This window comes from Actinomadura sp. BRA 177 (genome assembly GCF_013372625.1).
GTDB lineage: Bacteria > Actinomycetota > Actinomycetes > Streptosporangiales > Streptosporangiaceae > Spirillospora.
The window spans coordinates 18,612-40,738 of the sequence record NZ_JABXFD010000489.1 but is presented as its reverse complement, the minus strand read 5'-3'; the positions used below and the strand labels follow the sequence as shown (position 1 = coordinate 40,738).

The 22,127-nt window shown below is 71.1% G+C and carries 24 protein-coding genes; 19 read left to right on the top strand and 5 right to left on the bottom strand.

The window, feature by feature from the left end:
- The first annotated feature begins 47 nt into the window (after window positions 1-47).
- A complete protein-coding gene (proC, locus tag HUX53_RS28400) occupies window positions 48-848 on the top strand; it encodes a pyrroline-5-carboxylate reductase (RefSeq protein WP_303623185.1) in 801 nt (266 codons plus the stop codon).
- Between the two features lie 74 nt (window positions 849-922).
- Window positions 923-1,357, top strand: a complete 435-nt coding sequence (locus HUX53_RS28395) for a hypothetical protein (protein ID WP_176406274.1) — start codon at window positions 923-925, stop codon at window positions 1,355-1,357.
- A 3-nt stretch (window positions 1,358-1,360) separates the two neighbouring features.
- Here HUX53_RS28395 and HUX53_RS28390 read toward each other — a convergent pair whose 3' ends face one another.
- Window positions 1,361-2,341, bottom strand: coding sequence for an alpha/beta hydrolase (locus HUX53_RS28390; protein ID WP_255205717.1), 981 nt, complete (start codon window positions 2,339-2,341; stop codon window positions 1,361-1,363).
- 137 nt (window positions 2,342-2,478) lie between these two features.
- On the opposite strand from HUX53_RS28390, the gene HUX53_RS28385 reads away from it, so the two are divergent.
- From HUX53_RS28385 to HUX53_RS28360, 6 genes are all read left to right on the top strand, one after another.
- On the top strand, window positions 2,479-3,693 hold the full coding sequence (locus HUX53_RS28385) for an acetoin utilization protein AcuC (protein ID WP_176406272.1): 1,215 nt from the start codon (window positions 2,479-2,481) through the stop codon (window positions 3,691-3,693).
- 11 nt (window positions 3,694-3,704) lie between these two features.
- The gene (locus HUX53_RS28380; protein WP_309237474.1) at window positions 3,705-4,550 is read left to right on the top strand and encodes a phosphatase; all 846 of its coding nucleotides are present in this window, start codon (window positions 3,705-3,707) and stop codon (window positions 4,548-4,550) included.
- Between the two features lie 352 nt (window positions 4,551-4,902).
- Entirely contained in the window at window positions 4,903-5,106 is a 204-nt protein-coding gene (locus HUX53_RS28375) for a helix-turn-helix domain-containing protein (protein ID WP_021591693.1), read from the top strand.
- 476 nt (window positions 5,107-5,582) lie between these two features.
- Window positions 5,583-5,681: an AURKAIP1/COX24 domain-containing protein gene (locus tag HUX53_RS28370; protein ID WP_018654693.1), complete on the top strand. Its 99-nt coding sequence runs from the start codon at window positions 5,583-5,585 to the stop codon at window positions 5,679-5,681.
- Window positions 5,682-5,729: 48 nt separating this feature from the next.
- Window positions 5,730-6,725 carry an NAD-dependent epimerase/dehydratase family protein gene (locus tag HUX53_RS28365; protein ID WP_176406271.1) on the top strand — a complete coding sequence of 332 codons (996 nt, stop codon included), beginning with the start codon at window positions 5,730-5,732 and terminating at the stop codon, window positions 6,723-6,725.
- 13 nt (window positions 6,726-6,738) lie between these two features.
- Window positions 6,739-7,674, top strand: coding sequence for a lysophospholipid acyltransferase family protein (locus HUX53_RS28360; RefSeq protein WP_369009219.1), 936 nt, complete (start codon window positions 6,739-6,741; stop codon window positions 7,672-7,674).
- On the opposite strand, the gene HUX53_RS28355 is transcribed toward HUX53_RS28360, so the two are convergent.
- Window positions 7,671-8,540 (bottom strand): RNA polymerase sigma-70 factor, encoded by an 870-nt coding sequence (locus tag HUX53_RS28355; RefSeq protein ID WP_176406285.1) that lies wholly within the window; start codon window positions 8,538-8,540, stop codon window positions 7,671-7,673. The two genes, HUX53_RS28360 and HUX53_RS28355, sit on opposite strands and share 4 nt — an antisense overlap.
- A 112-nt stretch (window positions 8,541-8,652) precedes the next feature.
- Here HUX53_RS28355 and HUX53_RS28350 point away from each other — a divergent pair, with 112 nt between their 5' ends.
- From HUX53_RS28350 to HUX53_RS42695, 6 genes are all read left to right on the top strand, one after another.
- On the top strand, window positions 8,653-9,801 hold the full coding sequence (locus HUX53_RS28350; RefSeq protein ID WP_217920009.1) for a low temperature requirement protein A: 1,149 nt from the start codon (window positions 8,653-8,655) through the stop codon (window positions 9,799-9,801).
- Window positions 9,802-9,819: 18 nt separating this feature from the next.
- On the top strand, window positions 9,820-10,773 hold the full coding sequence (gene pip, locus HUX53_RS28345; protein ID WP_176406270.1) for a prolyl aminopeptidase: 954 nt from the start codon (window positions 9,820-9,822) through the stop codon (window positions 10,771-10,773).
- 137 nt (window positions 10,774-10,910) lie between these two features.
- Entirely contained in the window at window positions 10,911-11,768 is an 858-nt protein-coding gene (locus tag HUX53_RS28340; protein WP_176406269.1) for an NBR1-Ig-like domain-containing protein, read from the top strand.
- Window positions 11,769-11,892: 124 nt separating this feature from the next.
- On the top strand, window positions 11,893-12,306 hold the full coding sequence (locus HUX53_RS28335; protein ID WP_176406268.1) for a hypothetical protein: 414 nt from the start codon (window positions 11,893-11,895) through the stop codon (window positions 12,304-12,306).
- Between the two features lie 105 nt (window positions 12,307-12,411).
- Complete coding sequence (locus tag HUX53_RS28330) at window positions 12,412-13,245, top strand: SAM-dependent methyltransferase (RefSeq protein ID WP_176406267.1); 834 nt, start codon at window positions 12,412-12,414, stop codon at window positions 13,243-13,245.
- Window positions 13,242-14,402 (top strand): cytochrome P450, encoded by a 1,161-nt coding sequence (locus HUX53_RS42695; RefSeq protein WP_176406266.1) that lies wholly within the window; start codon window positions 13,242-13,244, stop codon window positions 14,400-14,402. The genes HUX53_RS28330 and HUX53_RS42695 overlap by 4 nt, the downstream gene beginning before the upstream one ends.
- A 167-nt stretch (window positions 14,403-14,569) precedes the next feature.
- On the opposite strand, the gene HUX53_RS28320 is transcribed toward HUX53_RS42695, so the two are convergent.
- Both HUX53_RS28320 and HUX53_RS28315 read right to left on the bottom strand, forming a co-directional pair.
- The gene (locus HUX53_RS28320; RefSeq protein WP_176406265.1) at window positions 14,570-14,944 is read right to left on the bottom strand and encodes a hypothetical protein; all 375 of its coding nucleotides are present in this window, start codon (window positions 14,942-14,944) and stop codon (window positions 14,570-14,572) included.
- A complete protein-coding gene (locus HUX53_RS28315; RefSeq protein WP_176406264.1) occupies window positions 14,923-15,336 on the bottom strand; it encodes an ATP-binding protein in 414 nt (137 codons plus the stop codon). The genes HUX53_RS28320 and HUX53_RS28315 overlap by 22 nt, the downstream gene beginning before the upstream one ends.
- A gap of 250 nt (window positions 15,337-15,586) precedes the next feature.
- Here HUX53_RS28315 and HUX53_RS28310 point away from each other — a divergent pair, with 250 nt between their 5' ends.
- The 5 genes from HUX53_RS28310 (at window position 15,587) to HUX53_RS28290 (ending at window position 18,946) form a co-directional block, all read left to right on the top strand.
- Complete coding sequence (locus HUX53_RS28310) at window positions 15,587-16,423, top strand: DUF5753 domain-containing protein (RefSeq protein WP_176406263.1); 837 nt, start codon at window positions 15,587-15,589, stop codon at window positions 16,421-16,423.
- Window positions 16,398-16,580 carry a DUF397 domain-containing protein gene (locus HUX53_RS28305; protein WP_176406262.1) on the top strand — a complete coding sequence of 61 codons (183 nt, stop codon included), beginning with the start codon at window positions 16,398-16,400 and terminating at the stop codon, window positions 16,578-16,580. The genes HUX53_RS28310 and HUX53_RS28305 overlap by 26 nt, the downstream gene beginning before the upstream one ends.
- 73 nt (window positions 16,581-16,653) lie before the next feature.
- Window positions 16,654-17,124, top strand: a complete 471-nt coding sequence (locus HUX53_RS28300) for an NUDIX hydrolase (RefSeq protein ID WP_176406261.1) — start codon at window positions 16,654-16,656, stop codon at window positions 17,122-17,124.
- A 95-nt stretch (window positions 17,125-17,219) separates the two neighbouring features.
- Window positions 17,220-18,164: an ATP-binding cassette domain-containing protein gene (locus HUX53_RS28295; protein ID WP_176406260.1), complete on the top strand. Its 945-nt coding sequence runs from the start codon at window positions 17,220-17,222 to the stop codon at window positions 18,162-18,164.
- Window positions 18,161-18,946: an ABC transporter permease gene (locus HUX53_RS28290; protein ID WP_176406259.1), complete on the top strand. Its 786-nt coding sequence runs from the start codon at window positions 18,161-18,163 to the stop codon at window positions 18,944-18,946. The genes HUX53_RS28295 and HUX53_RS28290 overlap by 4 nt, the downstream gene beginning before the upstream one ends.
- Here HUX53_RS28290 and HUX53_RS28285 read toward each other — a convergent pair.
- Entirely contained in the window at window positions 18,924-21,980 is a 3,057-nt protein-coding gene (locus HUX53_RS28285) for a BTAD domain-containing putative transcriptional regulator (protein ID WP_217920007.1), read from the bottom strand. The two genes, HUX53_RS28290 and HUX53_RS28285, sit on opposite strands and share 23 nt — an antisense overlap.
- Window positions 21,981-22,127 lie beyond the last annotated feature (147 nt).

The following is a 22,127-nucleotide window of genomic DNA, read 5'->3' as shown; positions in this document are numbered from 1 at the left end:
CCACCCGGCACTAAGCTGGACCGGTCGTTGAAACCCCACGTCAAGGTATGCCGATGATCGCGATTCTGGGTGCCGGGAAGATGGGCGAGGCGCTGCTGTCCGGGGTCCTCCGGGCCGGCCGCCGCCCGTCCGAGCTGATGGCGACCGCGCGACGGGAGGAGCGGAGCGCGCTGCTGCGCGAGCGCTACGGCATCGCGACCGTGCCGAACGCGGAGGCCGCCGCCAAGGCCGAGACGCTGATCCTCGCGGTCAAGCCGCAGGACATGGGCGCCCTCCTGGACGAGATCGGCGCGCACGTCCCGCCCGGCCGGCTCGTGATCTCGATGGCGGCGGGCATCACCACGGGGTTCATCGAGGCGCGGCTGCCGGAGGGCGTCCCCGTCGTCCGCGTCATGTCGAACACGCCCGTCCACGTCGACCAGGCGATGAGCGTCATCTCGCCCGGCTCGCACGCGGCGGAGGAGCACCTGAAGCTGGCCGAGGAGCTGCTGGCCCCGGTCGGGAAGGTGCTGCGCATCCCCGAGTCGCTGCAGGACGGCGCGACGGCCCTGTCCGGCAGCGGCCCCGCGTACTTCTACTACCTGGTCGAGGCGATGGTGGACGCGGGCATCCTGCTCGGCATGCCGCGCGCCGCCGCGCTGGAGATGGTGATCCAGTCGGCGGTCGGCGCCGCGATCATGCTGCGCGACTCCGGCGAGCACCCGGTCCTGCTGCGCGAGGCGGTCACCTCCCCGGGCGGTACGACGATCTCGGCGATCCGCGAGCTGGAGCGGCACGGCGTCCGCGCCGCCGTCCTGGAGGCGATCGAGGCGGCCCGCAACCGCGGCCGTGAACTCGCGAGCGGCTGAATCGTGGGGCTTTCTCATCAAAAGTTCAGCTTTGAACATTGAGCCGGCCATGGGGGTCTGTTCGTGTTAGGGGTATGGGACTCATACTCCGACTGATCGTCGCCGCCGGGCTGGCGGCCGACGCCGTCGTGCACTGGATGTTCGCGCCCGACATGGCCTACGTCGAGGGCGGGTCCATCGGCGGCGACGACCTCTTCCGGATCCAGGCGGCGGTGGCGGGCGTGGTCGCCGTCATCGTCCTCACCTACGGCAGCCGCTGGGCGCACGCGCTGGCGTTCCTCGTCGCGGCGAGCGCGGCCGGCGCCGTCGTCCTCTACTACTACGTCGATCTCGGGGCGCTCGGCCCGCTGCCCGACATGCACGAACCGGTCTGGTACCTCGACAAGACGATCAGCCTGGTCGGGGAGGGCGGCGCCGCGCTGGCCGCCCTCGTCGGCTTCTTCGTCGCGGGCCGCAAGCGGCGCGCGGAGGACGATGTCTTCGAGCCCGAACCCGTCGGGCGCTTCTGACCGCTAGGCCGCCTTGGTGCGGCCGGGCGAGGCGTGGTGCGTGACCGCGCAGATGAACTCGGCCGCGGCGTCCATCGCCTCACCGGCCTCGGGCAGGACGCGGTTCAGGATCTGGAAGACGTGCATCTGGCCGTCCCAGACCTGCAGTTCGCAGTCGCCGCCGGCGGTGCGCAGCGCGTCCGCGAACGCCTCGGCCTCGGTGCGCAGGACCTCGGCGCCGCCGACCTGGATGAGGACGGGCGGGACGTCCGTCCAGGCGCAGGTGAGCAGGGCCAGCCGCGGGTCGTCGAATCCGGCCGGCCCCACCACGAGGCGGGCGACCCGGCGCGCCGACGCGGCGCTGATGTAGGGGTCGCGGGCGCGGTCCTGCGCCTGGGCGGAGAGTTCGCAGGTCAGGTCGACCCAGGGGGAGAACAGCGCGATCCCGGCGGGGGCCGGCAGGTCCAGCCGGCAGATCTCCCCGGCGAGCACGGCGGCGAGGTGGCCGCCGGCCGAGTCGCCCGCGATCACGATGCCGGACGCCGGGACGCCCCGCGCGAGCAGCCAGCGGTAGGCGGTGACGGCGTCCTCCAGCGGCGCCGGGAACGGGTGCTCGGGCGCCAGCCGGTACCGGGGCGCGAGGACGGGCAGGCCCGTGTCGTGCGCGAGCCGCGACGTGATCGGCCGGTGGGTGCGCGGCGAGCAGGCCACGTAGCCGCCGCCGTGCAGGTAGAGGACGGCGCCGTCCGGCCGGCCCTCCGGGGCGTCCCGGGGGATGAGCCACTCGCCCTTGATCGGGCGTTCGCCGAGGTCCTCGGCCGGCCGCTCGTTCAGCCCCTCGATCCGCACGCCCGCGCAGGGCCGCATCAGTAACGAGGCCGCGTCCATCGTGGAGCGGGCGGTCCGGATCCCGGTGGCATGGCCGGGGAGGTAGTGCAGGAGGGGCCGGACGCCCAGCCGCAGAGCGCTGCTGATCGCACGGCTGCGCACGCTCGGGCTGTCCATGTACCCCCCTTTGGTATTTTGACGTCGTGTGATCGGTATGCCCGTTTTTGGGCAGTAATTCACGTCACAGCCACGCATCGGTCCGAGGGGGCGGGCGAGTGAGCCGGGCCACGTGACGCTCGCGATACCGTGAGGCCATGAGCAGTCCCGATCCGTCCCGGCCCGCCGACCCCGAGAACTGCGGACTTGAGATCTTCTGGGACGAGAAGCTCATCTCCTACGACTTCGGCGCCGGGCATCCGATGAACCCCGTACGCGTCGAGCTGACGATGGCGCTGGCCCGCGCGCTCGGCGTCCTGGACCGTCCCAACGTGACGATGTCGGCGTTCGAGGCGGCCGACGACAAGCTGCTGCGGCTCGTCCACGAGGAGCCCTACATCGCGGCGGTCAAGCACACCGGCGCGACCGGGCTGCCGGAGATCCGGTACGGCCTCGGCACCACCGACAACCCGGCCTTCCTCGGCATGCACGAGGCGTCCGCGCTGGTCGCGGGCGCGTCGGTCGCCGCCGCCGAGGCCGTGTGGACGGGCCGTGCCGAGCACGCCGCGAACATCTCCGGCGGCCTGCACCACGCGCTGAGCGGCGCCGCCAGCGGCTTCTGCGTCTACAACGACCCGGCGATCGCGATCGCGTGGCTGCTGGAGAACGGCGCCGAGCGCGTCGCCTACGTCGACATCGACGTCCACCACGGCGACGGCGTCCAGGCCGCCTTCTACGACGACCCGCGCGTGCTGACGATCAGCCTGCACGAGACGCCGCGCACGCTGTTCCCCGGCACCGGCTTCCCGGACGAGACCGGCGCGGACGGCACGTCCGTCAACATCTCGCTGCCGCCCGGCACCGGCGACCGGCCGTGGCTGCGCGCGTTCGACGCGATCATCCCGCCGCTGCTGCGCCGGTTCCGTCCCGACGTCCTCGTGACCCAGCAGGGCGCCGACGGGCACGCGCTCGACCCGCTCGCGCACCTCATCCTCAGCGTGGACGGGCAGCGGACGGCCTACTCGCTGCTGCACCGGCTGGCGCACGAGACCGCCGGCGGCCGCTGGGTGCTCACCGGCGGCGGCGGCTACGAGCTGGTCCAGGTCGTCCCGCGCGCCTGGACGCACCTGCTGGCCGAGGCGGCGGGCGGGCCCCTCCCGCCGGACACGGCGACCCCGGAGGAGTGGCGCGACTTCGCCCGGCTGCGGACCGAGGAGATCGCCCCGCGCCGGATGACGGACGGGACCGAAGTGGTGGAGTACAGCAGGTGGGGAGACGGCTACGACCCGGCGAGCCCCATCGACCAGGCGATCCTGGCGACGCGCCGGGCAGTGTTCCCCGAGCACGGCCTGGACCCGATGACGAACGAGTGAGGCCGGCCCCCGTGACTTCCGCACCTACGCGTAGCGAGCTGCGCGCCCATCTCGTCCGGACGATGATCGCCGGCGACGTGGCGACGCCGCGCCAGAACAACCTGCTGCACTACCGGCGGATGGCCGCCGGCCACCCGTACTACCAGTTCGGCCTGGAACTGAAGCCGTCGTGGACGGAGCGGACCGTGCTGGAGATGATGGTCGAACGCTGCGGCGTCGACCCCGACCCCAGGCACATCTACGGGGACGACACCATCGACCCCGACATCACGATCGACACGCTTGAGGCGATGGGCGACCGCATCGGTCTCGCGGCCCGCCGCCGGGAGAACGTGGTCGTCGCGACCGGTCATCCGGCCACGCTGACGCCGCTGTACCAGGCGGTCGCGCGGGCGCTGGACGAGGCGGGCTGCCGGATCCTGACGCCGGCGGCCGGCTGGACGTACGAGATCGAGACCGGCTACGGCGGCTCGGACCTGCGCCGCATCGTCTACGCCGAGCCCGGTGTCGCGATGCTGGAGGGCGACGACTACCGGACGCACCACACGCACGATCCGCACCCGATGGAGGCCATGCTCCGGGAGCTGGCCACTAGCGCCTCCGAGCGATCCGCGGAGGCTAAACCTGATATTTGGCCGGATCTGGCCATCGCCGATCACGGCTGGGCCGGAGCCGCCGGTCAGGCGGGCATCGACACCGTGGGGTTCGCGGACTGTAACGACCCGGCGCTGTTCGCCGGGGCCGCCGAAGGCAAGATCGACGTGGTCGTGCCGCTCGACGACGGCGTCTCCCCGCACCACTACGCGCCGCTGACCGCCTACATCCTCGCTCGGGCGGGCCTGACCCCGGTCGCCTGACCTGCCTTACCTGCGCGCCGGTGCACTCTGGCGGCCGTCCCGTATGTCACTGCGTGTGACAGAACGGCCGTAACGGGGCGGATGGGCTTGCGCAACGCCATCGGGAACTGCGGAACCGCAGGTCAGCGCGGGATTGTGGTTGACAACCGTTCGTCGCGACACGCGTAGTGCTGCCATGTCCACGCTGCGTACGGAATCAGCACTGTCACCCGCGAGTCAGGTCGGGAGACGGAAATGTGCGGAACTCCCCTCTTGCGACTGCCGATACGCGATTTACGCTGGAGGAAGTACACGTGCGTGATCAAAGTCACCCGAAGGGCCGGTGCGCGGCACGTGTGGAAGAGGGCGTCCGATGACCTCAGGCGAGCGACCTCTGAGCGAGGTCAGGTTCCTGACCGTGGCCGAAGTGGCGGCGGTGATGCGGGTGTCCAAGATGACCGTCTACCGCCTCGTCCACTCGGGCGAGCTACCCGCGATCCGCGTGGGCCGCTCGTTCCGGGTTCCCGAGCAGGCCGTTCACGACTACCTGCGCGACGCGTACATCGAAGCCGGATAGCGGGTAAGGGCGGGGGATGAACCACGACCCCGCCGCGAACTCCACACCCGGCCGTGCAGGGGGCGGCGGGACGATCCTGCGGGACCGTCCCGAAGCTGGGGAAGCAGGACGAGGACCGGCCGGCGACCGCGAGGCCGCCGGAGCCGGCGTCGGGGGAACGGAGGCAGCGCCTCCGCCCGCCCCGATCCGGCGGGACGGTCCGGACACCGAACGGGACGGGCAGTCGATGACAGTGCCCGCCCCGGCGGAACGGTGCCCGGCGCCGTGCGACGCGCGGTGCCGGACGCCGGGTACGCCGCGCGCGGGCGACGCCCGGTGCGGCGAGCGGGCCGTGCCCTGCCACGGGACGGGCCGCGGCGTGATCTCCGTCCGTTCGGCGGTAGTCTTGGGCGGCGGACCGTGCGCGCTCTTCGAGCCATGCTCTCCCGCGGCACGTCCGACTCCTGCACAACACCCGATTCGCCGAGCGAGGTCCCGTGGGCTCTGTCATCAAAAAGCGTCGCAAGCGGATGGCCAAGAAGAAGCACCGCAAGCTGCTGAAGAAGACGCGTATCCAGCGCCGCAACAAGAAGTGATCACACCGGCAACTCAGCCGTGAAGGGGTGGGGCGCACAGTGTCCTCCATGCCCGCCGCCGCGGCCCGTGTCGTCCTCGTCACGGGCGTGTCCCGTTTCCTGGGGGCGCGGGTCGCGAACACCCTGCAGGCGGACCCGGGCATCGAGCGGGTCATCGGCGTGGACACGGTGCCGCCCGCCGAGTCCCTCGGCCGCACCGAGTTCGTCCGCGTCGACATCCGCACGCCCGGCATCGCGAAGATCATCGCGTCCGCGGGCGTGGACACGGTGGTGCACCTCAACCTGGTGACCTCCTCGGCCGCCTCGCGGGCGAAGGTGAAAGAGCTCAACGTCATCGGCACGATGCAGCTGCTCGCGGCCTGCCAGCGCTCGCCCGACATGCGCAAGCTCGTGGTGCGGTCCTCGGCCGCCGTGTACGGGTCCTCGCCGATGGACCCGGCGGTCTTCACCGAGCGGGACCAGCCCGCCGAGGCGCCGAAGACCGGCTACGCCAAGGACGCCGTCGAGGTGGAGGGTTACGTCCGCGGGCTGATGCGGCGCCGCTCCGACCTCACCGTGTCGGTGCTGCGGTTCGCGAACTTCGTCGGCCCGGGCGTCGACTCGCCACTCACCCGGTACCTGCACCTGCCGGTCGTCCCGACCGTGCTGGGGTTCGACCCGCGGCTCCAGTTCGTCCACGAGGACGACGGCGTCGAGGTGCTGCGGCGCATGACCACCGAGGACCATCCCGGCTGCTACAACGTCGCCGGGGACGGCGTGCTGCTGCTGTCCCAGGCTTTGCGGCGGGCCGGGCGGCCGTACATGCCCGTCCCGGCGCCGTCCATCTCGGTGCTCGGCGACATGGGGCGCCGCTTCGCGGGCCTGTCCGGGTTCTCGCCCGAACTGCTGCGCTGGCTGACGTACGGCCGGGTCATCGACACCGCCGCGCTGGAGAACGAGCTGTCGTGGCGTCCCAAGTACAGCTCCGAGGCCGCCTTCGCCGACTTCGCCGCCGCGCAGGGCCTCGGCCACGGCCGGCTGACGCACCTGCTCGGACGCGCCTGAAAGGGGAGCCCGGATGATGAACGCCCGCCACCTGGATGACGACGGCGAGGACGCGCAGGTCATCCGGCTCGACACGGGCCACCAGCAGGATGACGGCTCGGATTCGGATGCCGAGCGGAGCCCGCTGGAGCGCGGCATCGCGTCCGGGCTGTCGTTCCTGCGCAGCCGGCTGGCCGGCGACTACGAGGTGGACGAGTTCGGCTTCGATCCCGAGTTCAACTCCACGGTCCTGCTGCCGTTCGCGCGCGCCCTGTACGAGCACTGGTTCCGCATCGAGCTCTCCGGTCTGGAGAACGTCCCCAAGGGCGGCGCCCTGCTCGTCGCCAACCACTCGGGCACCATCCCGCTCGACGCGCTGATGCTGACGGTCGCGCTGCACGACAACATCGACCGGTGCATCCGGCTGCTCGGCGCCGACCTCGTCTACCAGATCCCGGTGCTCGGCCACCTGGCCCGCAAGGCCGGCCACACCCTCGCCTGCCAGGCCGACGCGACCCGCCTGCTCGGCAAGGGCGAGCTGGTCGGCGTGTTCCCGGAGGGCTTCAAGGGCGTCGGCAAGCCGTTCAGCGACCGGTACAAGCTGCAGCGCTTCGGCCGCGGCGGCTTCGTCGGCACCGCGCTGCGCGCCGGCGTCCCGATCGTCCCGTGCGCGATCGTCGGCGCCGAGGAGACCTACCCGAAGATCGCCGACCTGCGGCCGCTGGCGCGGCTGCTCGGCCTCCCGTACTTCCCGATCACGCCGACGTTCCCGCTGCTCGGGCTCGGCGGGCTCGTCCCGCTGCCGTCCCGGTGGGTGATCCAGTTCGGCGAGCCCATGACGCTGGACGAGTACGCGGCCGACGACGCCGACGACCCGATGACGGTCTTCGAGATCACCGACCACGTCCGCGAGAACATCCAGCACATGCTGTACGAGGCGCTGCTGCGCCGCGGCCCGGCGTTCCTCTAGAAGCCGCCGAGCTTGGCCGGGTTCAGGACCCACAGCACCTGGTCGATGCCCTCGTCCGACGCGGTGATCGCGATGAGCGCGTAGGGCGCCCCGTCCCGCGAGACGAGCACCGCCGGACGCCCGTTCGCCTCGACCCACGAGATGGACGTGCCGGGCCAGAACCGGGGCGCGAACGCCGTGACGACCTTCGCGATCCGCTCGCGTCCGGCCAGGGGGATCCGGGACGCGCCGCGCACGGCGCCGCCGCTGTCGGCGTAGCTGACCGCGTCCTCGGCGAGGAGTTCCTCCAGCGCGCCGAGATCGCCCGTCCGGGCCGCCGCGAGGAACGCCTCCAGCAGCCGCCGGTGCGCGGCCCGGCTCACCGGGTTCCGGCGCTCCGCCGCCGCCCGCCTGCGCGCCCGGCTGACGAGCTGCCGCGCGTTGGCCTCGCTCACCCGCAGGATCGCCGCGATGTCACCGTACGGATAGTCGAACGACTCGCGCAGCACGTACGCCGCCCGCTCGGGTGGGGACAGCCGCTCCATCAGCAGCAGGACGGCCAGCTCCACGTCCGCCATCCGCTCGGCGCCCGCCTCGGGCCCGCCGCCGGTGTCGACCGGCTCGGGCAGCCACGGCCCGACGTACTTCTCGCGCCGCCGCCGCGCCGACCGGATCACGTTGATCGCCAGCTGCGTCGTCACCGTCACCAGGAAGGCGGCGGGGTCCCGGACGGCCGCGCGGTCCGCCGTCTGCCAGTTGACCCACGCCTCCTGGACGACGTCCTCGGCCTCGGCGACGCCGCCGAGCATCTGGTACGCGATGCCGAACAGCCGGGGCCGCAGCCCCGCGAACACCGAGGCGGCCTCATCGAGCGTCCCGTCCGTGATCGTCCCCCTCCGGTCCCGCCCAGTTTATGGGGACGAGCCGGACGCGGCGCAGAGCGGCGCGGCCCGCGATCTACGCCCCGGCCCGGTGCCCGCTCCGTTCTAAGGTGAGCGGATGCCGCCGATCCGAACTCGGATGGTCGCCCGTGACCTGGGTGAGCCGCACCGCGTGTCCAGCCCCCTTGAGCTGCTGTTCGACCTGACCTTCGTCGCCGCCGTCTCGCAGGTCGCCGGACGGCTCGCGCACGCGGTCGCGGAGGGCCACGTCGAGGACGCCGTCGAGCCGTTCCTCATGGTGTTCTTCGCCATCTGGTGGGCGTGGATGAACTTCACGTGGTTCGCGTCCGCGTACGACACGGACGACGTCCCGTACCGGGTCATGACATTCGTGCAGATGGCGGGCGTCCTGCTGCTGGCGGCGGGGGTGCCGGCCGCATTCGACGGCGACTTCACCACGGTCACCTTCGGCTACCTCGTCATGCGCGTCGGCCTGGCGAGCCTGTGGGTGCGCGCCGCGATCGCCCACCCCGAAGGGCGCGCCACCGCGCTCCGCTACGCGGCCGGCGTGTCGCTGCTCCAGGTCTTCTGGCTGTCGCGGCGCGCCCTGCCGGACGGCGGGCCGTCCTGGGTGTTCCTCATCCTCGTGCTGCTCGAACTGTCCGTGCCGCCGATCGCGGAACGTCCCCGCGTGACGACCTGGCACCCGCATCACATCGCCGAACGGTACGGCCTGTTCACGATCATCCTGCTGGGCGAGAGCGTCCTGGCCGCGACGAACGCCGTCCAGGACACGGTCGAGCACGGCCTGCACGCGGAACTCGTCGGCATCGCGCTGGCCGGTCTCGCCATCCTGTTCACGCTCTGGTGGATCTACTTCTCCGAACCCGCCGGCGAGGGCCTCGCCGACCGCCGCGACTGGTCCTTCGCCTGGGGCTACGGCCACTACCTGGTCTTCGCCGCGCTGGCCGCCCTGGGCGCCGGCCTGGAGGTGGCGGTCCTCTCCGCGGCCGAGCACCACACCGACGAGCACACCGTGATCGCCGCCGTCGCCGTCCCGGTGGCGGTGTTCCTCGTGATGCTGTGGGCGTTGCACGCACCGATGCGGCGCACGGCCGTCCGTCCCGCACTCATCGGGGCCGCGGCCGTCCTCACCCTGCTCACCACGTTCGCCGCCCCCACCATCGGCGTCACCGCGTGCCTCGCGCTAATCGCGACCCTGCTCATCCTGCTCCTATCCACCACCCTCGCCCGCCACCCGCGCTAGCACGGCAGGGAGAAGCGGATGCATCCGGAGATCGAGCCGTATGAGGCGGGGATGCTCGATGTCGGCGACGGCAACCTCGTGTACTGGGAGGTGTGCGGCAATCCGGACGGCAAGCCCGCGCTCGTCGTCCACGGCGGACCGGGTTCGGGCTGCCGCCCCGGCATGCGCCGCCACTTCGACCCGGAGCGCTACCGGATCGTCCTGTTCGACCAGCGCGGTTGCGGACGCAGCACCCCGCACGCGAGCGACCCGGCGACCGGCCTGCGGCACAACACCACCTGGCATCTGGTCGCCGACATGGAACGGCTCCGCGAGCATCTCGGCATCGACCGCTGGCTGCTGTACGGCGGTTCGTGGGGGTCCACGCTCCTGTTGGCCTATGCCGAGCGGTATCCGGAGCGCGTATCGGAGATCGTTATTGCCGCTGTCACCACCACGCGGCGGTCGGAGATCGACTGGCTCTACCGGGGTGTCGGACGATTCTTCCCCGAGCAGTGGGAGCGCTTTCTCGCGGGCGCTCCCGGCACCGGGCGGGACGGCGACGTCGTCGCGGCCTACGCGCGCCTGATGGAGCATCCCGATGCCGCCGTCCGGGAGAAGGCGGCGGCCGACTGGTGCGCCTGGGAGGACGCCGTCCTGTCCGGGGAGACGAAGGGCGCCGCGAACCCGTACGGCGATCGTCCTCCGGCCGCGCGCCTGGCCCTAGTGCGCATCTGTGCCCACTACTTCTCGCATGGCGCCTGGTTGGAAGAGGGCGTGCTGATTCGCGAAGCGGGCAGGCTGGCGGGCGTTCCCGGCTTCCTCGTCCACGGCCGGCTCGACATGGGCGGGCCCCTCGACACGGCGTGGGAACTCAACCGGGCCTGGCCGGGCTCGGAGCTGATCGTCGTGGCGGACGCGGGACATCTGGGCGGTGCGGCGACGCGGAGCCATGTGCTCCATGCGCTCGACGCCTTCGCGGCAAGACCCTGAGCCCCATACCGGTTGCACGGCGGGTGCGTTTTCTGCAAGATCAAGTTGGTGTTCCGTGCGATCGGGGAACCGCATCGCGCGACAGGACCTTTCACCGCAAGGCGTCCGGTCAGCGGGCGCCGGGACTGGAGTGAGTCTTGCCCGACGCCGTTTCGCCGACGCCCGCGGACGGAAGACGAGAGCGCCAGGAGCAGTTCGCCGGGGAGCTGCGGCGGCTGCGCGCCACGGCGGGCAACCCGTCGTTCCGGACGATGTCCGGCAAGGCCGGTAGCGTCAGCCATACGACGCTGCACGAGGCGGCGAAGGGGATCCGCTTCCCGAGCTGGCCGACGACGAGTGCGTTCGTCGAGGTGTGCGGCGGTGACGTGGAGGACTGGCGTGCGCGCTGGTGCGAGGCGTCCGGCGCAGGGGAGGCCGAAGCCCGGACCGTCGATGGCCCGGAAGAAGACACAATCGACATGGCGGGCGCCACCGATGCTCGCGCCTGGAGGTCGCCCCGCACGTACGTCGTCGTCAGCGCGGTCTGCGGAGTGCTGCTGATCGTCGGGGGGACTGCCCTGTACATGCGGCAGGGCCAGAACCCACGTACGAAGACGCGTTCCAGCGCGGCCGTGGAAACACCGCCTCCCGAGCCGCTCTTCCCCGGCGACAGAAGTGTCTTCGTCGGCGACGTCACCATTCCCGATGGGACGGCGGTGAAGGTCGGCGAGCGGTTCGTGAAAACGTGGGAGATCAAGAACGCCGGGACCGTCCCCTGGCACGACCGTTTCCTGCAAAGGGCCGACCTGCCGGCCGACAACGGAACCTGTTCCACTCCGGGAAAGGTGCGGATTCCCGACACCGCACCGGGACGGCAGGTGCGGATCAACGTTCCCGTCGTCGCGCCGAGCCGTCCCGGCTCATGCTGGGTCGGCTGGAAGATGGTGGACGGACGGGGACAGCAGTTCCTGCCGGGCGCCAGACCCATCTATTTCGTGGTCAACGTCGCCGAGTAGCGGCCGTCCGCCCGTCCGGCTGTCAGACCGTGTCATAGCTTGTCAGACGCGTAGCGGACAACAACACCCCACTGCCAGGCTCGCACCGTCCGCGCTGTGCGGACCCTGAACAGAAGGGGTCGACATGAGCAGAATCGCCAAGACGGCGCTGGCGGGATTCCTGGCGGTGCCGGCGGTCGTGGGAATTCCGGCCATCGCCCACGCCGAATCCGCTCCCGGGTGCTCCAGCACCGTGCAGATCGGCAGCACCGCGCACATCAATTCGGGCGGCCAGACGTTCGCCTCGGTGAAGCAGTTCAAGGGCTGCGGAAAGAACTGGGCCTACCTCTACGTCTGGGCGGGATACCGCAGCTCGCACAGTTCCTGGAACGCATGCGTCGCCGTCGGAGACAACAACACCCATTCGCTGGAAGGCACCCAGTGCCGGACCAAGACCAAGGAGATCTGGTCGCTCAGCGCCAACACGCTCGCCCACTGCACGCAGGCGGTCGGCTGGATCCCCAACGGCCCGTCCGCAAAGTCCAGCGAACGCTGCTGAGAATCCGTCCACTTCGGGGCGGAGGTCACCGGAGCGTAGCGTAGCCCCCTCGTCGCGGGAGAGGTTCTTGCGTATGATCACCATGACCCCCGAGACGGAGGTGTCATGGCTTCGGAAACCGCACCGGGCGGCGTCGATGTGACCATTCCGAACGTCGCGCGGATCTATGACTGTTTCCTCGACGGGAAGGACAACTACGCGGCGGACCGCGCCGCCGCAGACAAGATCATCGCGGTGGCGCCCGCCACTCGCGCCACCGCGCTGGCCAACCGGCACTTCCTTGCCCGGGTGGTGCGGTTCCTCGCGGTCGAGGCCGGAATCGACCAGTTCCTGGACATCGGCTGCGGTCTGCCGACCCAGCAGAACGTGCACGAGGTGGCGCGGGCGGTGCGCCCCGACGCCCGTGTCGCCTACGTCGACAAGGACACGGTCGTCCTCGCTCACGCGCGGGCACTGCTGGCGACGCAGCCCAGGACCATGGTCATCGAGGGCGACCTCGACGACCCCGAGTCGATACTGCTCGCTCCGGAGCTGGCCGAGATCCTTGACCTCGACCGCCCGGTCGCCGTCCTGATGCTGTCGGTCCTGCACTGCATGCCGGACGACGACCGGGTGCGCGGCGCCGTCCGCCGGCTCCGGGACGCGCTCGTGCCCGGCAGCCACCTGGCGATCTCGCACATCACCAGGCCCGACCCCGCGTCCGGCTACCGGCAGGCCGCCGAGGAGGGGGCGCGGACCTACCGGGATCTGGGCGCCGACACCGGCATGACCTTCCGCGACCGGGATGTGGTCGCCGGGCTCTTCGACGGGATGGAGCTGCTGAGCCCGGGACTGGTCAATCTGTCCGATTGGCGGCCGGACCCGGCGCTGGGGCCGGTGTCCGGCCAGGGACTTCCGGCGACGTACCTGTGCGGCGTCGCGCGCAAGGACGTCCGGTGACCGCGCCGCACGTCCCCTTCGACCCGTTCGGCGAGCCGGGGCCCGCCGGCCGGGCCCATGCGGGGCTGGACGAGCTGCGCGAACTCCATCCGGCGTTCCGCAGCACCGGAGGTCGCGGGTTCTGGGTGCTGACGCGCTACGCCGACATTCTCGCCGCGTTCCAGGACCCGGAGACGTTCTCCAACCGCGCGATCGCCGTCATCGACCCCGATCCGCCGTACCAGTGGATCCCCATCATGCTGGATCCGCCGCTGCACACGACCTGGCGGCGGCTGCTGCGGCCACTGTTCACCCCCGCGTCCGCCGCCGCGCTGCGGGAGCGGATCACCCGGCACTGCGTCGCGCTGATCGACGGTCTCGTCGGCCGGAACTCGTGCGACTTCGTCACCGACTTCGCACGCCTGTACCCCACCACGATTTTCCTGGAACTGGTGGGCCTGCCCGTCGAACGGCTGGGGGAGTTCCTGGCCTGGGAGTACGCCATCCTGCATCCGCCACCGTCCGGCGCCGGACGGGCCGAGGCGATGGCGGCGGTGATGGCCTGCTTCACCGAACTGATCCAGGACCGCCGGACGCATCCGCGGGACGACCTCATCAGCGCCGCGACCGCCTTCACCATCGATGGACGGCCGGTCACCGACGACGAGCTGCTGCAGCTGTGCATCCTGCTGTTCCTCGCAGGCCTCGACACCGTCGCCGCCCAGCTGTCCTATTCCTTCTGGCACCTGGCCCGGCACGACGCCGACCGGGCGCGCATCACCGCGGACCCGTCCGTCATCCCCGACGCGATCGAGGAACTCCTGCGCGTCTACGCCCTCCCGCTGCCCGCGCGCAAGCTCACCACCGACGTCGACCTGCACGGCTGCCCGATGAAGGCCGGCGACATGGTGATGCTCCCGCTCGCCATGGCGACCCGCGACCCCCGCGCCGTCCCCGCCGCGTCGACGGTCGACTTCGACCGGCCGCCGACCAAGCACCTCGCCTTCGGCGCGGGACCGCACCGCTGCCTCGGCGCGCACCTCGCCCGCCTCGAACTCCAGATCGCCCTGCGCGAGTGGCATGCCCGCATCCCCGACTACGGCATTGCTCCGGGCGCGCAGCCCCTCGAACACGCCAGCCTCGTCCTCGGCCTGGACACCCTCCCCCTGTCCTGGTGACCCGCCCGCGCGGATGCCGAGATCAGAACATCGCCCGGTGCCGGCCGACGTACCTCGGGCGCCGCCATTCGGCTACGAACAGCGTTGCGGACCCCGCCAGGAAGGCAGCGCCCACGACGGCGGCGAGGACGAGCATGGTCACAGCGAACCTCCGGCAGCCACGGCCGTCACCAGGTAGCGGGGAAGAGACGGTGCTTGAGGAGGCGGTCGATCTGCGCGGCGGCCGTCTCGGTGTCGCCGCAAAGGCACAGGTAGCCGTGCCGTCCGCGCTGGGCGTCGTGATAGGCCCAGGCGCGCCCGGGGACGGCGAGGACGCTGACCACGATGCCGACGTCCTTGGTCGCCCGCGCGTGGACCCACAGCAGCGGGACGGGGACGGGGAACTCCTCGCGCCGGTAGAACCTCACGAACCGCCAGCCCTGCGGGGCGAGCGCCGCAGCGAGTTCGTCCAGATACCGCATGGCCGTCCCGTGGCCTCGCCGGGTGCGCCACCGCAGCAGGTGGCGTTCCGCCTGGACGGCTAGAGTCCGCACTTCGCCCACGCGAGCTTCCCTCCTTCCACCAGCGGCCGCGTCCCCCAGTCGTGTGCGAGACCGGCCACCAGCAGCAGCCCGCGCCCGCTGGTCGCGGCGTAGTTCTCCGGCTGGACGAGCGGGCGCCCGTCCCCGCCGTCCCGGACCTCGATCGTGGGCAGGCCGTCGCGCTCGTCCCGGAAGACGCGGAGGAAGATCGGCCCCTCCCCGTGCAGCAGCGCGTTCGTGACGAGCTCCGAGGCGATGAGCCGCCCGGTGTGGTCGTCGGCGATGCCCCACTCGGCGAACCGCTCGGCGAGGAACCGCCGCGCCTTCGCCGGCGCCTCCTTGTCCGGCTCGAGGACGAGCGTCGAATCGTCCTCGTCGCACATCCCGGCGCCGTCCTTTGTGAATTGATACATCACGGCACGCCACTCCGTCCTGTCCGATTTGCCCGACAGATTGCGAAAATGCATTCCGCTTTGCCCGTTTCGGGGGGAACTGTCAAAACGTTCGCGTCGAACATTCCGACCTTCGTTTCCGTCATCCCCTGGTCGAGCATCGCGCAGAGTGTCATGCTGGGAAATGCGAAAGGAACCCCACAAGGCAAACATGGACCATGGCCCCCGACCACTGGTCGTCACTGGTCATGGCTGGTGATAGGGAGAAGCGATGCCGCAGCCCCCCAAGCGCCTCACCCCGTCGAACAGCGCTCTCGACCTGTTCGGATCAGAAGTCCGCAGGTACCGCGTGCTCGCGAACTACAGCATCAAGCAGCTCGGGGACAAGATCCCCTACAGCCCATCGTTCATCGGCGCTGTCGAACGCGCCGAATCCCACTGCGAGCGAAAGTTCGCCGAACACTGCGACAACGTCCCCGACACCAAGCAGGCCCTCGCCCACCTCCACGACGGCCTGTTCGGCGACAAGAAGGACGGCTTCCCCGAGTGGTTCCGCAAGTGGCCCACCGTCGAGGAGGAGACGGGGACCCTCAAGGTCTACAGCCCGATCGTGGTTCACGGACTGTTTCAAACGATGGAGTACGCAAGTAGCCTGCTGTTTGATGACAGCCAGGCTGTAGAGTCGCGAATGGCGCGGCAGGCAATCCTCTCCCGCACGACCCCCCAACCGCCTCGCCTGCTGTACATCCTCCCCGAGTCTGTTCTCTGGTACGACGTGGGCGGTCCAGAGGTGATGCGACCTCAACTCCAGCGTCTTGCGCAGGCCAACTCGGCTCGTGTCAGTGTCCAGGTCGTGCCGAGTGGCGCTCGTCATCCTGGCAACGAGGGCGAGTTCATGATCGCGACTCTGCCCAGCGGCGAGGAAATTTCTTATGTTGAGACGCCTGCGCGTGGGATCATGATGGACGCACGACAGGACATCTCCAGACTCAGGGACAGGTTCGACGCGATCTCCATACAGGCCCTCCCGGTCAACCTGAGCGTCGACTTGATCAACCGTACAATCGAAGAGAAGTGGAAAGATGGAAAGCGAACTCACCTGGCGTAAGTCAAGCCGCAGCGGTAGCTCTGGCGGATCCTGTGTCGAGTTGGCTGGCGCGAAGGATTGCGTGGCCGTCCGGGATTCGAAGGACCCGGACGGGCCGGTCCTCCTCGTCCCACGTCCTGCCTTGCGTGCGGCCCTTCGCGGTCCGGCCGGTCGTTAGTCCGGCAGGATGCTCGACCGGTACGCCGAGAGCCGTGCGGGCGCTCTCTCGCCAAGCCGTCAAGGAGTGAAGAGTGGCGCGTACCGAGTATTACGACGACCCGGCCGCACCAGCTCCGAATTCACTGGTCGTCGCCGCCTCGGCGGTGGTGGCCAACGAGCGCGGTGAAGTGCTCATGCAACGACGAGCCGACTCGGGGCTGTGGGCGCTGCCAGGCGGGGGGATGAACCTGGACGAGTCTCTACCGGGCACGGCGGTCAGGGAGGTCAAGGAAGAGACCGGGTACGAGATCGAGGTCACGGGCCTGGTCGGCACCTACACTGACCCGCTCCACATCATCGCCTACTCGGACGGTGAGGTCCGCCGGCAGTTCAACGTCTGTTTCAAGGCTCGTCTACTCGGAGGCGAACTTCAGGTGAGTACTGAGTCCCTGGAGGTCCGTTGGGTGCCGATGGGTGAGTTGGACGACTTGCCCATGCACCACACCCAGCGGTTGAGGTTGCGCCACTACCGCGAAGACCGGGACACGCCCCACCTTGGCTGACGGGCCACACCCGGCCTGCATCCTCGCCCTTCGGCCAAAGCGGGTGAAGGCGGAGTGAAAGTGGGGTGAAGGCGCGGGGCTTCAGGGTGTTCTGCATGGAAAATTCGGCTGGGCAGACGGCCATTTCGGTGGTGGGGCTGCGGAAGGTGTTCGGAGAGAAGGCCGTCCTCGATGGGCTTGACCTTGAGGTGGCGCGCGGGACGGTGTTCTCGCTTCTTGGGCCTAATGGGGCCGGGAAGACGACCGTTGTGCGGATTCTTTCTACGTTGATCCGGGCGGACGGGGGTGAGGCGCGGGTCGCTGGGTGCGATCTGGGGCGGGATCCGGACGGAGTGCGCAGGGCCATTGGGGTAACTGGGCAGTACTCGGCGGTGGACGGGCTGCTCACCGGGCGGGAGAACCTCATTTTGATGGCGGATCTGCATCATCTGGGGAAGCGCGCGGGGCGCAGGGCCGCTGATGAGTTGCTGGAGCGGTTCGACCTGGTGGAGGCGGCGGGGAAGACCGTCGCTACGTATTCGGGTGGGATGCGGCGCAGGCTGGACATCGCGATGACGCTGATCGGGAATCCGCAGATCATCTTTCTGGACGAGCCGACGACCGGGCTTGATCCGCGCAGCCGGCGGACGACGTGGGAGATCATTCGCGGCCTGGTCAGGGGCGGTGTGACGATCTTCCTGACGACGCAGTACCTGGACGAGGCCGACCAGCTCGCCGACCGCATCGCGGTGCTGGACGGCGGCCGGATCGTCGCCGAGGGGACGTCCGAGGAACTCAAACGGCTGGTGCCGGGCGGGCATGTCCGGCTGCGGTTCGCCGGGCCGGGGGAACAGGACGCGGCGGCGCGCGTGCTCGGTGCGGTGACCAGGGACGACGACGCGCTCGCCCTGCAGGTGCCGAGTGACGGCGGCGTCCGGTCGCTGCGGGAGCTGCTCGGGCGGCTGGAGGACGCGGCCGTCGAGGTCGACGAGTTGTCCGTGCACACGCCCGACCTGGACGACGTGTTCCTCGCCCTCACCAGCCAGAAGGTTTCACGATGAGCGCGCTCGCGTCGGCGATGACCGACTCCGCGACGATGTTGCGCCGCAACCTGCGGCACGCGCTGCGCTACCCGTCCCTGACGGTCGCCGGGATCATGATGCCGATCTTCATCATGGTGCTCTTCGTCGGCGTGTTCGGGAACGCGCTCGGCGCCGGCGTCGGCGGCCCCGCCAAGGGCGACTACATCAACTACGTGGCGCCGGGGATCATCCTGATGGCGATCGCGTCCGGGTGCCTGCAGACGTCGGTCTCCGTGTGCGTCGACATGACCGAGGGCATCGTGGACCGGTTCCGGACGCTCGGGATAGCGCGGGCGTCCCTGCTGACCGGCCATGTGATCGGCAGCATGATCCAGACGTTGCTGAGCACGGTCGCGGTCATCGGGGTGGCCGTCGCGATGGGGTTCCGGACGAGTGGCGGCGTTCTCGACTGGCTCGCCGCGGCCGGGCTGCTGGTGGCGCTCACGTTCGCGCTGACCTGGGTGGGCGTCATGCTCGGGCTGCTGGCGAAGAACCCCGAGGGCGCGAGCAACACGCCGATGATCGTGCAGTTCCTGCCGTTCTTCGGCAGCGCGATCGTCCCGCCGGAGTCGATGCCGGCGGGGGTGCGGTGGTTCGCCGAGTACCAGCCGTTCACGCCGATCATCGAGACGCTGCGCGGGCTGCTGACGACGTCGCCGGACGGGGCCGACGCGGTGGCCGCCGCGGCCTGGTGCGCGGGGCTCGCCGTGGTCGGCTACGCGGCGTCGAAGGTGCTGTTCAACCGGAAGGCGCCCCGGTAGCGAGCGACCGCGCGGCGTCCCAGAGACCGGCGCGGGACAGGCCGGCGTACTCCGCCACGGCGGCGCGGTACGCCGGCTCGTCGGCGTCGAGGGCGGCGCGGCGGGCGGCCGCGGGGGACATGGTCGGCTGGAAGGAGCGGCTGAAGTGCACCCGCTCCGCCAGCGCGATCCGGCGCGCGGCGCGGGTCCGGTCGTCGTCGACCATGGCCAGCGCCAGCAGGAGCGCGCCGCAGATGGGCAGGTCCATGACGGCGGGCGGCAGCGGGTGCGCCGCCTCGGCGAGCAGCGCGGACAGCTTGCCGCGCAGCCCCTCGGCGAGGTCCTGGACGAGGTCGAGCCGCCCGTGCCGCGCGTGGGCGATGACGGCGGCGCAGTGGGTGTCCACCGTCCACGGGTCGAGGCCGGGCGCCGGGGCGGGGATCTCCTCGTCCGCGAGGCGTGTTGCCGCCTCCCGCCACAACCGCAGGCCCGTCTCGGCGTCGCCGCGTCCGAATGCGATCTCCGCGCGCACGCCGAGGCTGAAGGTGGCCATGCCCGGCGAGTCGTACGGGCCTTCGGCGATGGACTGCTCCAGCAGCCGCTCCGCCTCGTCGAACTCGCCGAGGTGGAGGTGGACGGCCGCGAGCGCCCACAGCAGCCCGAACATGTCGGGCCAGCCGTACCGGCCGAGGAAGTCCAGCGACACCTGCAGGTGGTGGGCGGCCGCTCCCGGCCGGTCGGTCTGCATCAGCAGCTCGCTGAGCCGCGAGTGGGCGATCAGCCGCAGCCACGGCGAGGGGGCGGTCTCCGCCGCGGCCGCCATCGCCTCCGTGACGTCCAGCGCGCCCGCCAGATCGCCCTCGTGCTCGCGGACGTAGCCGGTGACGCAGTCCGCGAGGGCCGCGAGCAGCGGGTGGTCGCCGGCGCGCATCCGGTCGAGCGCCGCGCAGTCCGGGCCGAGGATCTCGGGCGCGGACCCCACCAGGACGGCCAGCGCCCGGACGAGCCCGTCCGGCGGTGCGGGCGGGAGGCGGCGCAGCGCGACGAGCGCGCGGGTGACCCGCGGCCCCTTCAGCATGACCGTGGTGAGGACGCTCAGCGCCAGCGCCGTCCGCGTGGTGTCGACGTCCTGCGGGCCGGGACGGAACCGGCTCAGCACGCCGGCGGTCTCCTCGACCACAGTGATCATCCGGGTGAAGGCGGACTCCAGTGTCCACAGCCCGCCGAGCACCGCCGTGGCCGCGGCGACCGCGGGACCGTCCCGCCGGGCGAGCCCGTGCCGGAGCGACTGGAGGAGGTTGTCCTGCTCGGCCCGGACGCGTTCCAGCGGCGCGACGGGATCGGCCCCGAACAGCGCCTCGTGGTGCGCCGCCCCGAACTCGCGCGCCCAGGAGAGCAGCCCGTCCACCGCGCGTTCCGTCTCCCCTTCGGCATCGCGGTGGGACGCGCTGAACTCGCGGACGCTCTCCAGCATCAGGAACCGCGTGCCCGTGCCGTCCTCGGTCATGGTGAGCAGTGACTGGCCGACGAGGTCTTCCAGGACGTCCAGCGCGTCGCCGTCCAGCAGGTGGCGTGCCGCGTCCAGGGTGAAGCCGCCGGAGAAGATCGACAGCGCACGCATGGCGGCCCGGCCGGACGGCGTCAGCAGGTTCCAGCTCCAGTCGACGACGGCGTGCATCGTCCGGTGCCGGGACGGCGCGTCGCGGGCGTTGCCGCGCAGCAGCGCGAACCGGTCGTCCAGCCCGCGCGCGATCTCCGGCACCGACATCACGCGGACGCGCGCCGCCGCCAGCTCCACCGCGAGCGGCAGCCCGTCCAGGTGCCGGCACAGCTCCGCGACCGTAACGGCCGGCAGGCCCACCCCGGGACGCGCCGCGAGCGCCCGCTGCCGGAACAGCTCGGCCGCCGCCTCCAGAGCGAGCGCGGGCAGCGGATACACCGACTCCGACGTCAGGCCCAGCGGCGCGCGGCTCGTGGTCAGCACCCGCACGTCCCGCGTCATCGACACCAGGGCGCCGACGAGGCCGGCGACGCCGTCGACGACGTGCTCGCAGTTGTCCAGGACGAGCAGGACCGGGCCGGGGCCGAGCGCGTCCACGATCCCGGGGAGCGTCCCGCCGGGGCGGCGCGGCGCCTGCCGGGCCTCGCCCACGCCGAGCACCGACGCGACCTCGCCCTCCACGTCCCCGTCCCGCGCGACGCCGGCCAGCGCGACGACGTGCACGGCCCGCTGCGGCACGTCCCGCGCGACCGCGTTCGCCAGCCGCGTCTTGCCGAGCCCGCCTGGCCCGACGATCGAGGTCACGCGGGACGCCCGCAGCAGGTCCAGGACGGCGGCGAGGTCATCGGCGCGGCCGAGCAGCGGGTTCGGCTCATGCGCGACACCCCGCCGCACGGCCGGCGCCTCGTCCCGCAGAAGCTCTTGCTGGACGCCCTGCAAGACCGCGCCCGGATCCGTCCCCAGCGAGTCGCGCAGCGAACGCCGGTAGGACTCGTACCGGCCCAGCGCGGCGGACGGCCCGGCCGTCGCCGCCTCGCAGCGCAGCAGTTCGGCGAGGACCTCCTCGTCCCGTGGACACTCGCCGGCCACGGAAGTGAGCGCCTCGAACCCCTCGGCGTGCCGCCCGAGCCGGGCCAGGGCCAGCCCACGGGCCCGGCGCAACGTCCAGTACGTCGAGGCCCGCTCCGCGCGCAGGACGGAGAGGGCATCGTCCCCTTCATCCGGCTTCGGCGGCCCGACCCACAGCGCAAGCCCCTCCTCGGCATGCGACAGCGCCCCGGCATGGTCACCGTCGCGGGCGCATCGCGCACTCGCGGACGCGGCGAGCACCACCGCGCACGCGTCCACCTCGGACTCGTCCAACCCCAGCCGGTATCCGGTCGGCGTACTCGCGATGACGTCCGCACCCAGCTGAGACCGGGCCCGCGACACGACGACCTGGAGCGCCTTGGCCGGGTTCTCCGGACGACCGTCCGCCCACAACCCCTCGACCAGCCCCACGACGGACACACCCCCGCGCGGCTCGCCCGAGAGCAGCGCGAGAAGATCACGCACGCGCGGACTCGTAACGTCCCGCCCACGGCACGCGACCCGCGACAGCAAGGTCAGCTCCACAGGAGACAGGGTAGGACGAAGCCCCACAAACACGATAGATCTCGACTTCCCCGCCCCGCCTGAGGATCGGGGTCGCGTGGAAGTCGG

Bases quoted from the DNA above. Each gene is read 5' to 3' on its own strand.
- proC (WP_303623185.1), top strand. From the start codon at position 48: ATGCCGATGATCGCGATTCTGGGTGCCGGGAAGATGGGCGAGGCGCTG.
- HUX53_RS28395 (WP_176406274.1), top strand. From the start codon at position 923: ATGGGACTCATACTCCGACTGATCGTCGCCGCCGGGCTGGCGGCCGAC.
- HUX53_RS28390 (WP_255205717.1), bottom strand. From the start codon at position 2,341: ATGGACAGCCCGAGCGTGCGCAGCCGTGCGATCAGCAGCGCTCTGCGG.
- HUX53_RS28385 (WP_176406272.1), top strand. From the start codon at position 2,479: ATGAGCAGTCCCGATCCGTCCCGGCCCGCCGACCCCGAGAACTGCGGA.
- HUX53_RS28375 (WP_021591693.1), top strand. From the start codon at position 4,903: ATGACCTCAGGCGAGCGACCTCTGAGCGAGGTCAGGTTCCTGACCGTG.
- HUX53_RS28365 (WP_176406271.1), top strand. From the start codon at position 5,730: ATGCCCGCCGCCGCGGCCCGTGTCGTCCTCGTCACGGGCGTGTCCCGT.
- HUX53_RS28360 (WP_369009219.1), top strand. From the start codon at position 6,739: ATGATGAACGCCCGCCACCTGGATGACGACGGCGAGGACGCGCAGGTC.
- HUX53_RS28350 (WP_217920009.1), top strand. From the start codon at position 8,653: ATGCCGCCGATCCGAACTCGGATGGTCGCCCGTGACCTGGGTGAGCCG.
- pip (WP_176406270.1), top strand. From the start codon at position 9,820: ATGCATCCGGAGATCGAGCCGTATGAGGCGGGGATGCTCGATGTCGGC.
- HUX53_RS28335 (WP_176406268.1), top strand. From the start codon at position 11,893: ATGAGCAGAATCGCCAAGACGGCGCTGGCGGGATTCCTGGCGGTGCCG.
- HUX53_RS28330 (WP_176406267.1), top strand. From the start codon at position 12,412: ATGGCTTCGGAAACCGCACCGGGCGGCGTCGATGTGACCATTCCGAAC.
- HUX53_RS28315 (WP_176406264.1), bottom strand. From the start codon at position 15,336: ATGTATCAATTCACAAAGGACGGCGCCGGGATGTGCGACGAGGACGAT.
- HUX53_RS28310 (WP_176406263.1), top strand. From the start codon at position 15,587: ATGCCGCAGCCCCCCAAGCGCCTCACCCCGTCGAACAGCGCTCTCGAC.
- HUX53_RS28305 (WP_176406262.1), top strand. From the start codon at position 16,398: ATGGAAAGCGAACTCACCTGGCGTAAGTCAAGCCGCAGCGGTAGCTCT.
- HUX53_RS28295 (WP_176406260.1), top strand. From the start codon at position 17,220: ATGGAAAATTCGGCTGGGCAGACGGCCATTTCGGTGGTGGGGCTGCGG.
- HUX53_RS28290 (WP_176406259.1), top strand. From the start codon at position 18,161: ATGAGCGCGCTCGCGTCGGCGATGACCGACTCCGCGACGATGTTGCGC.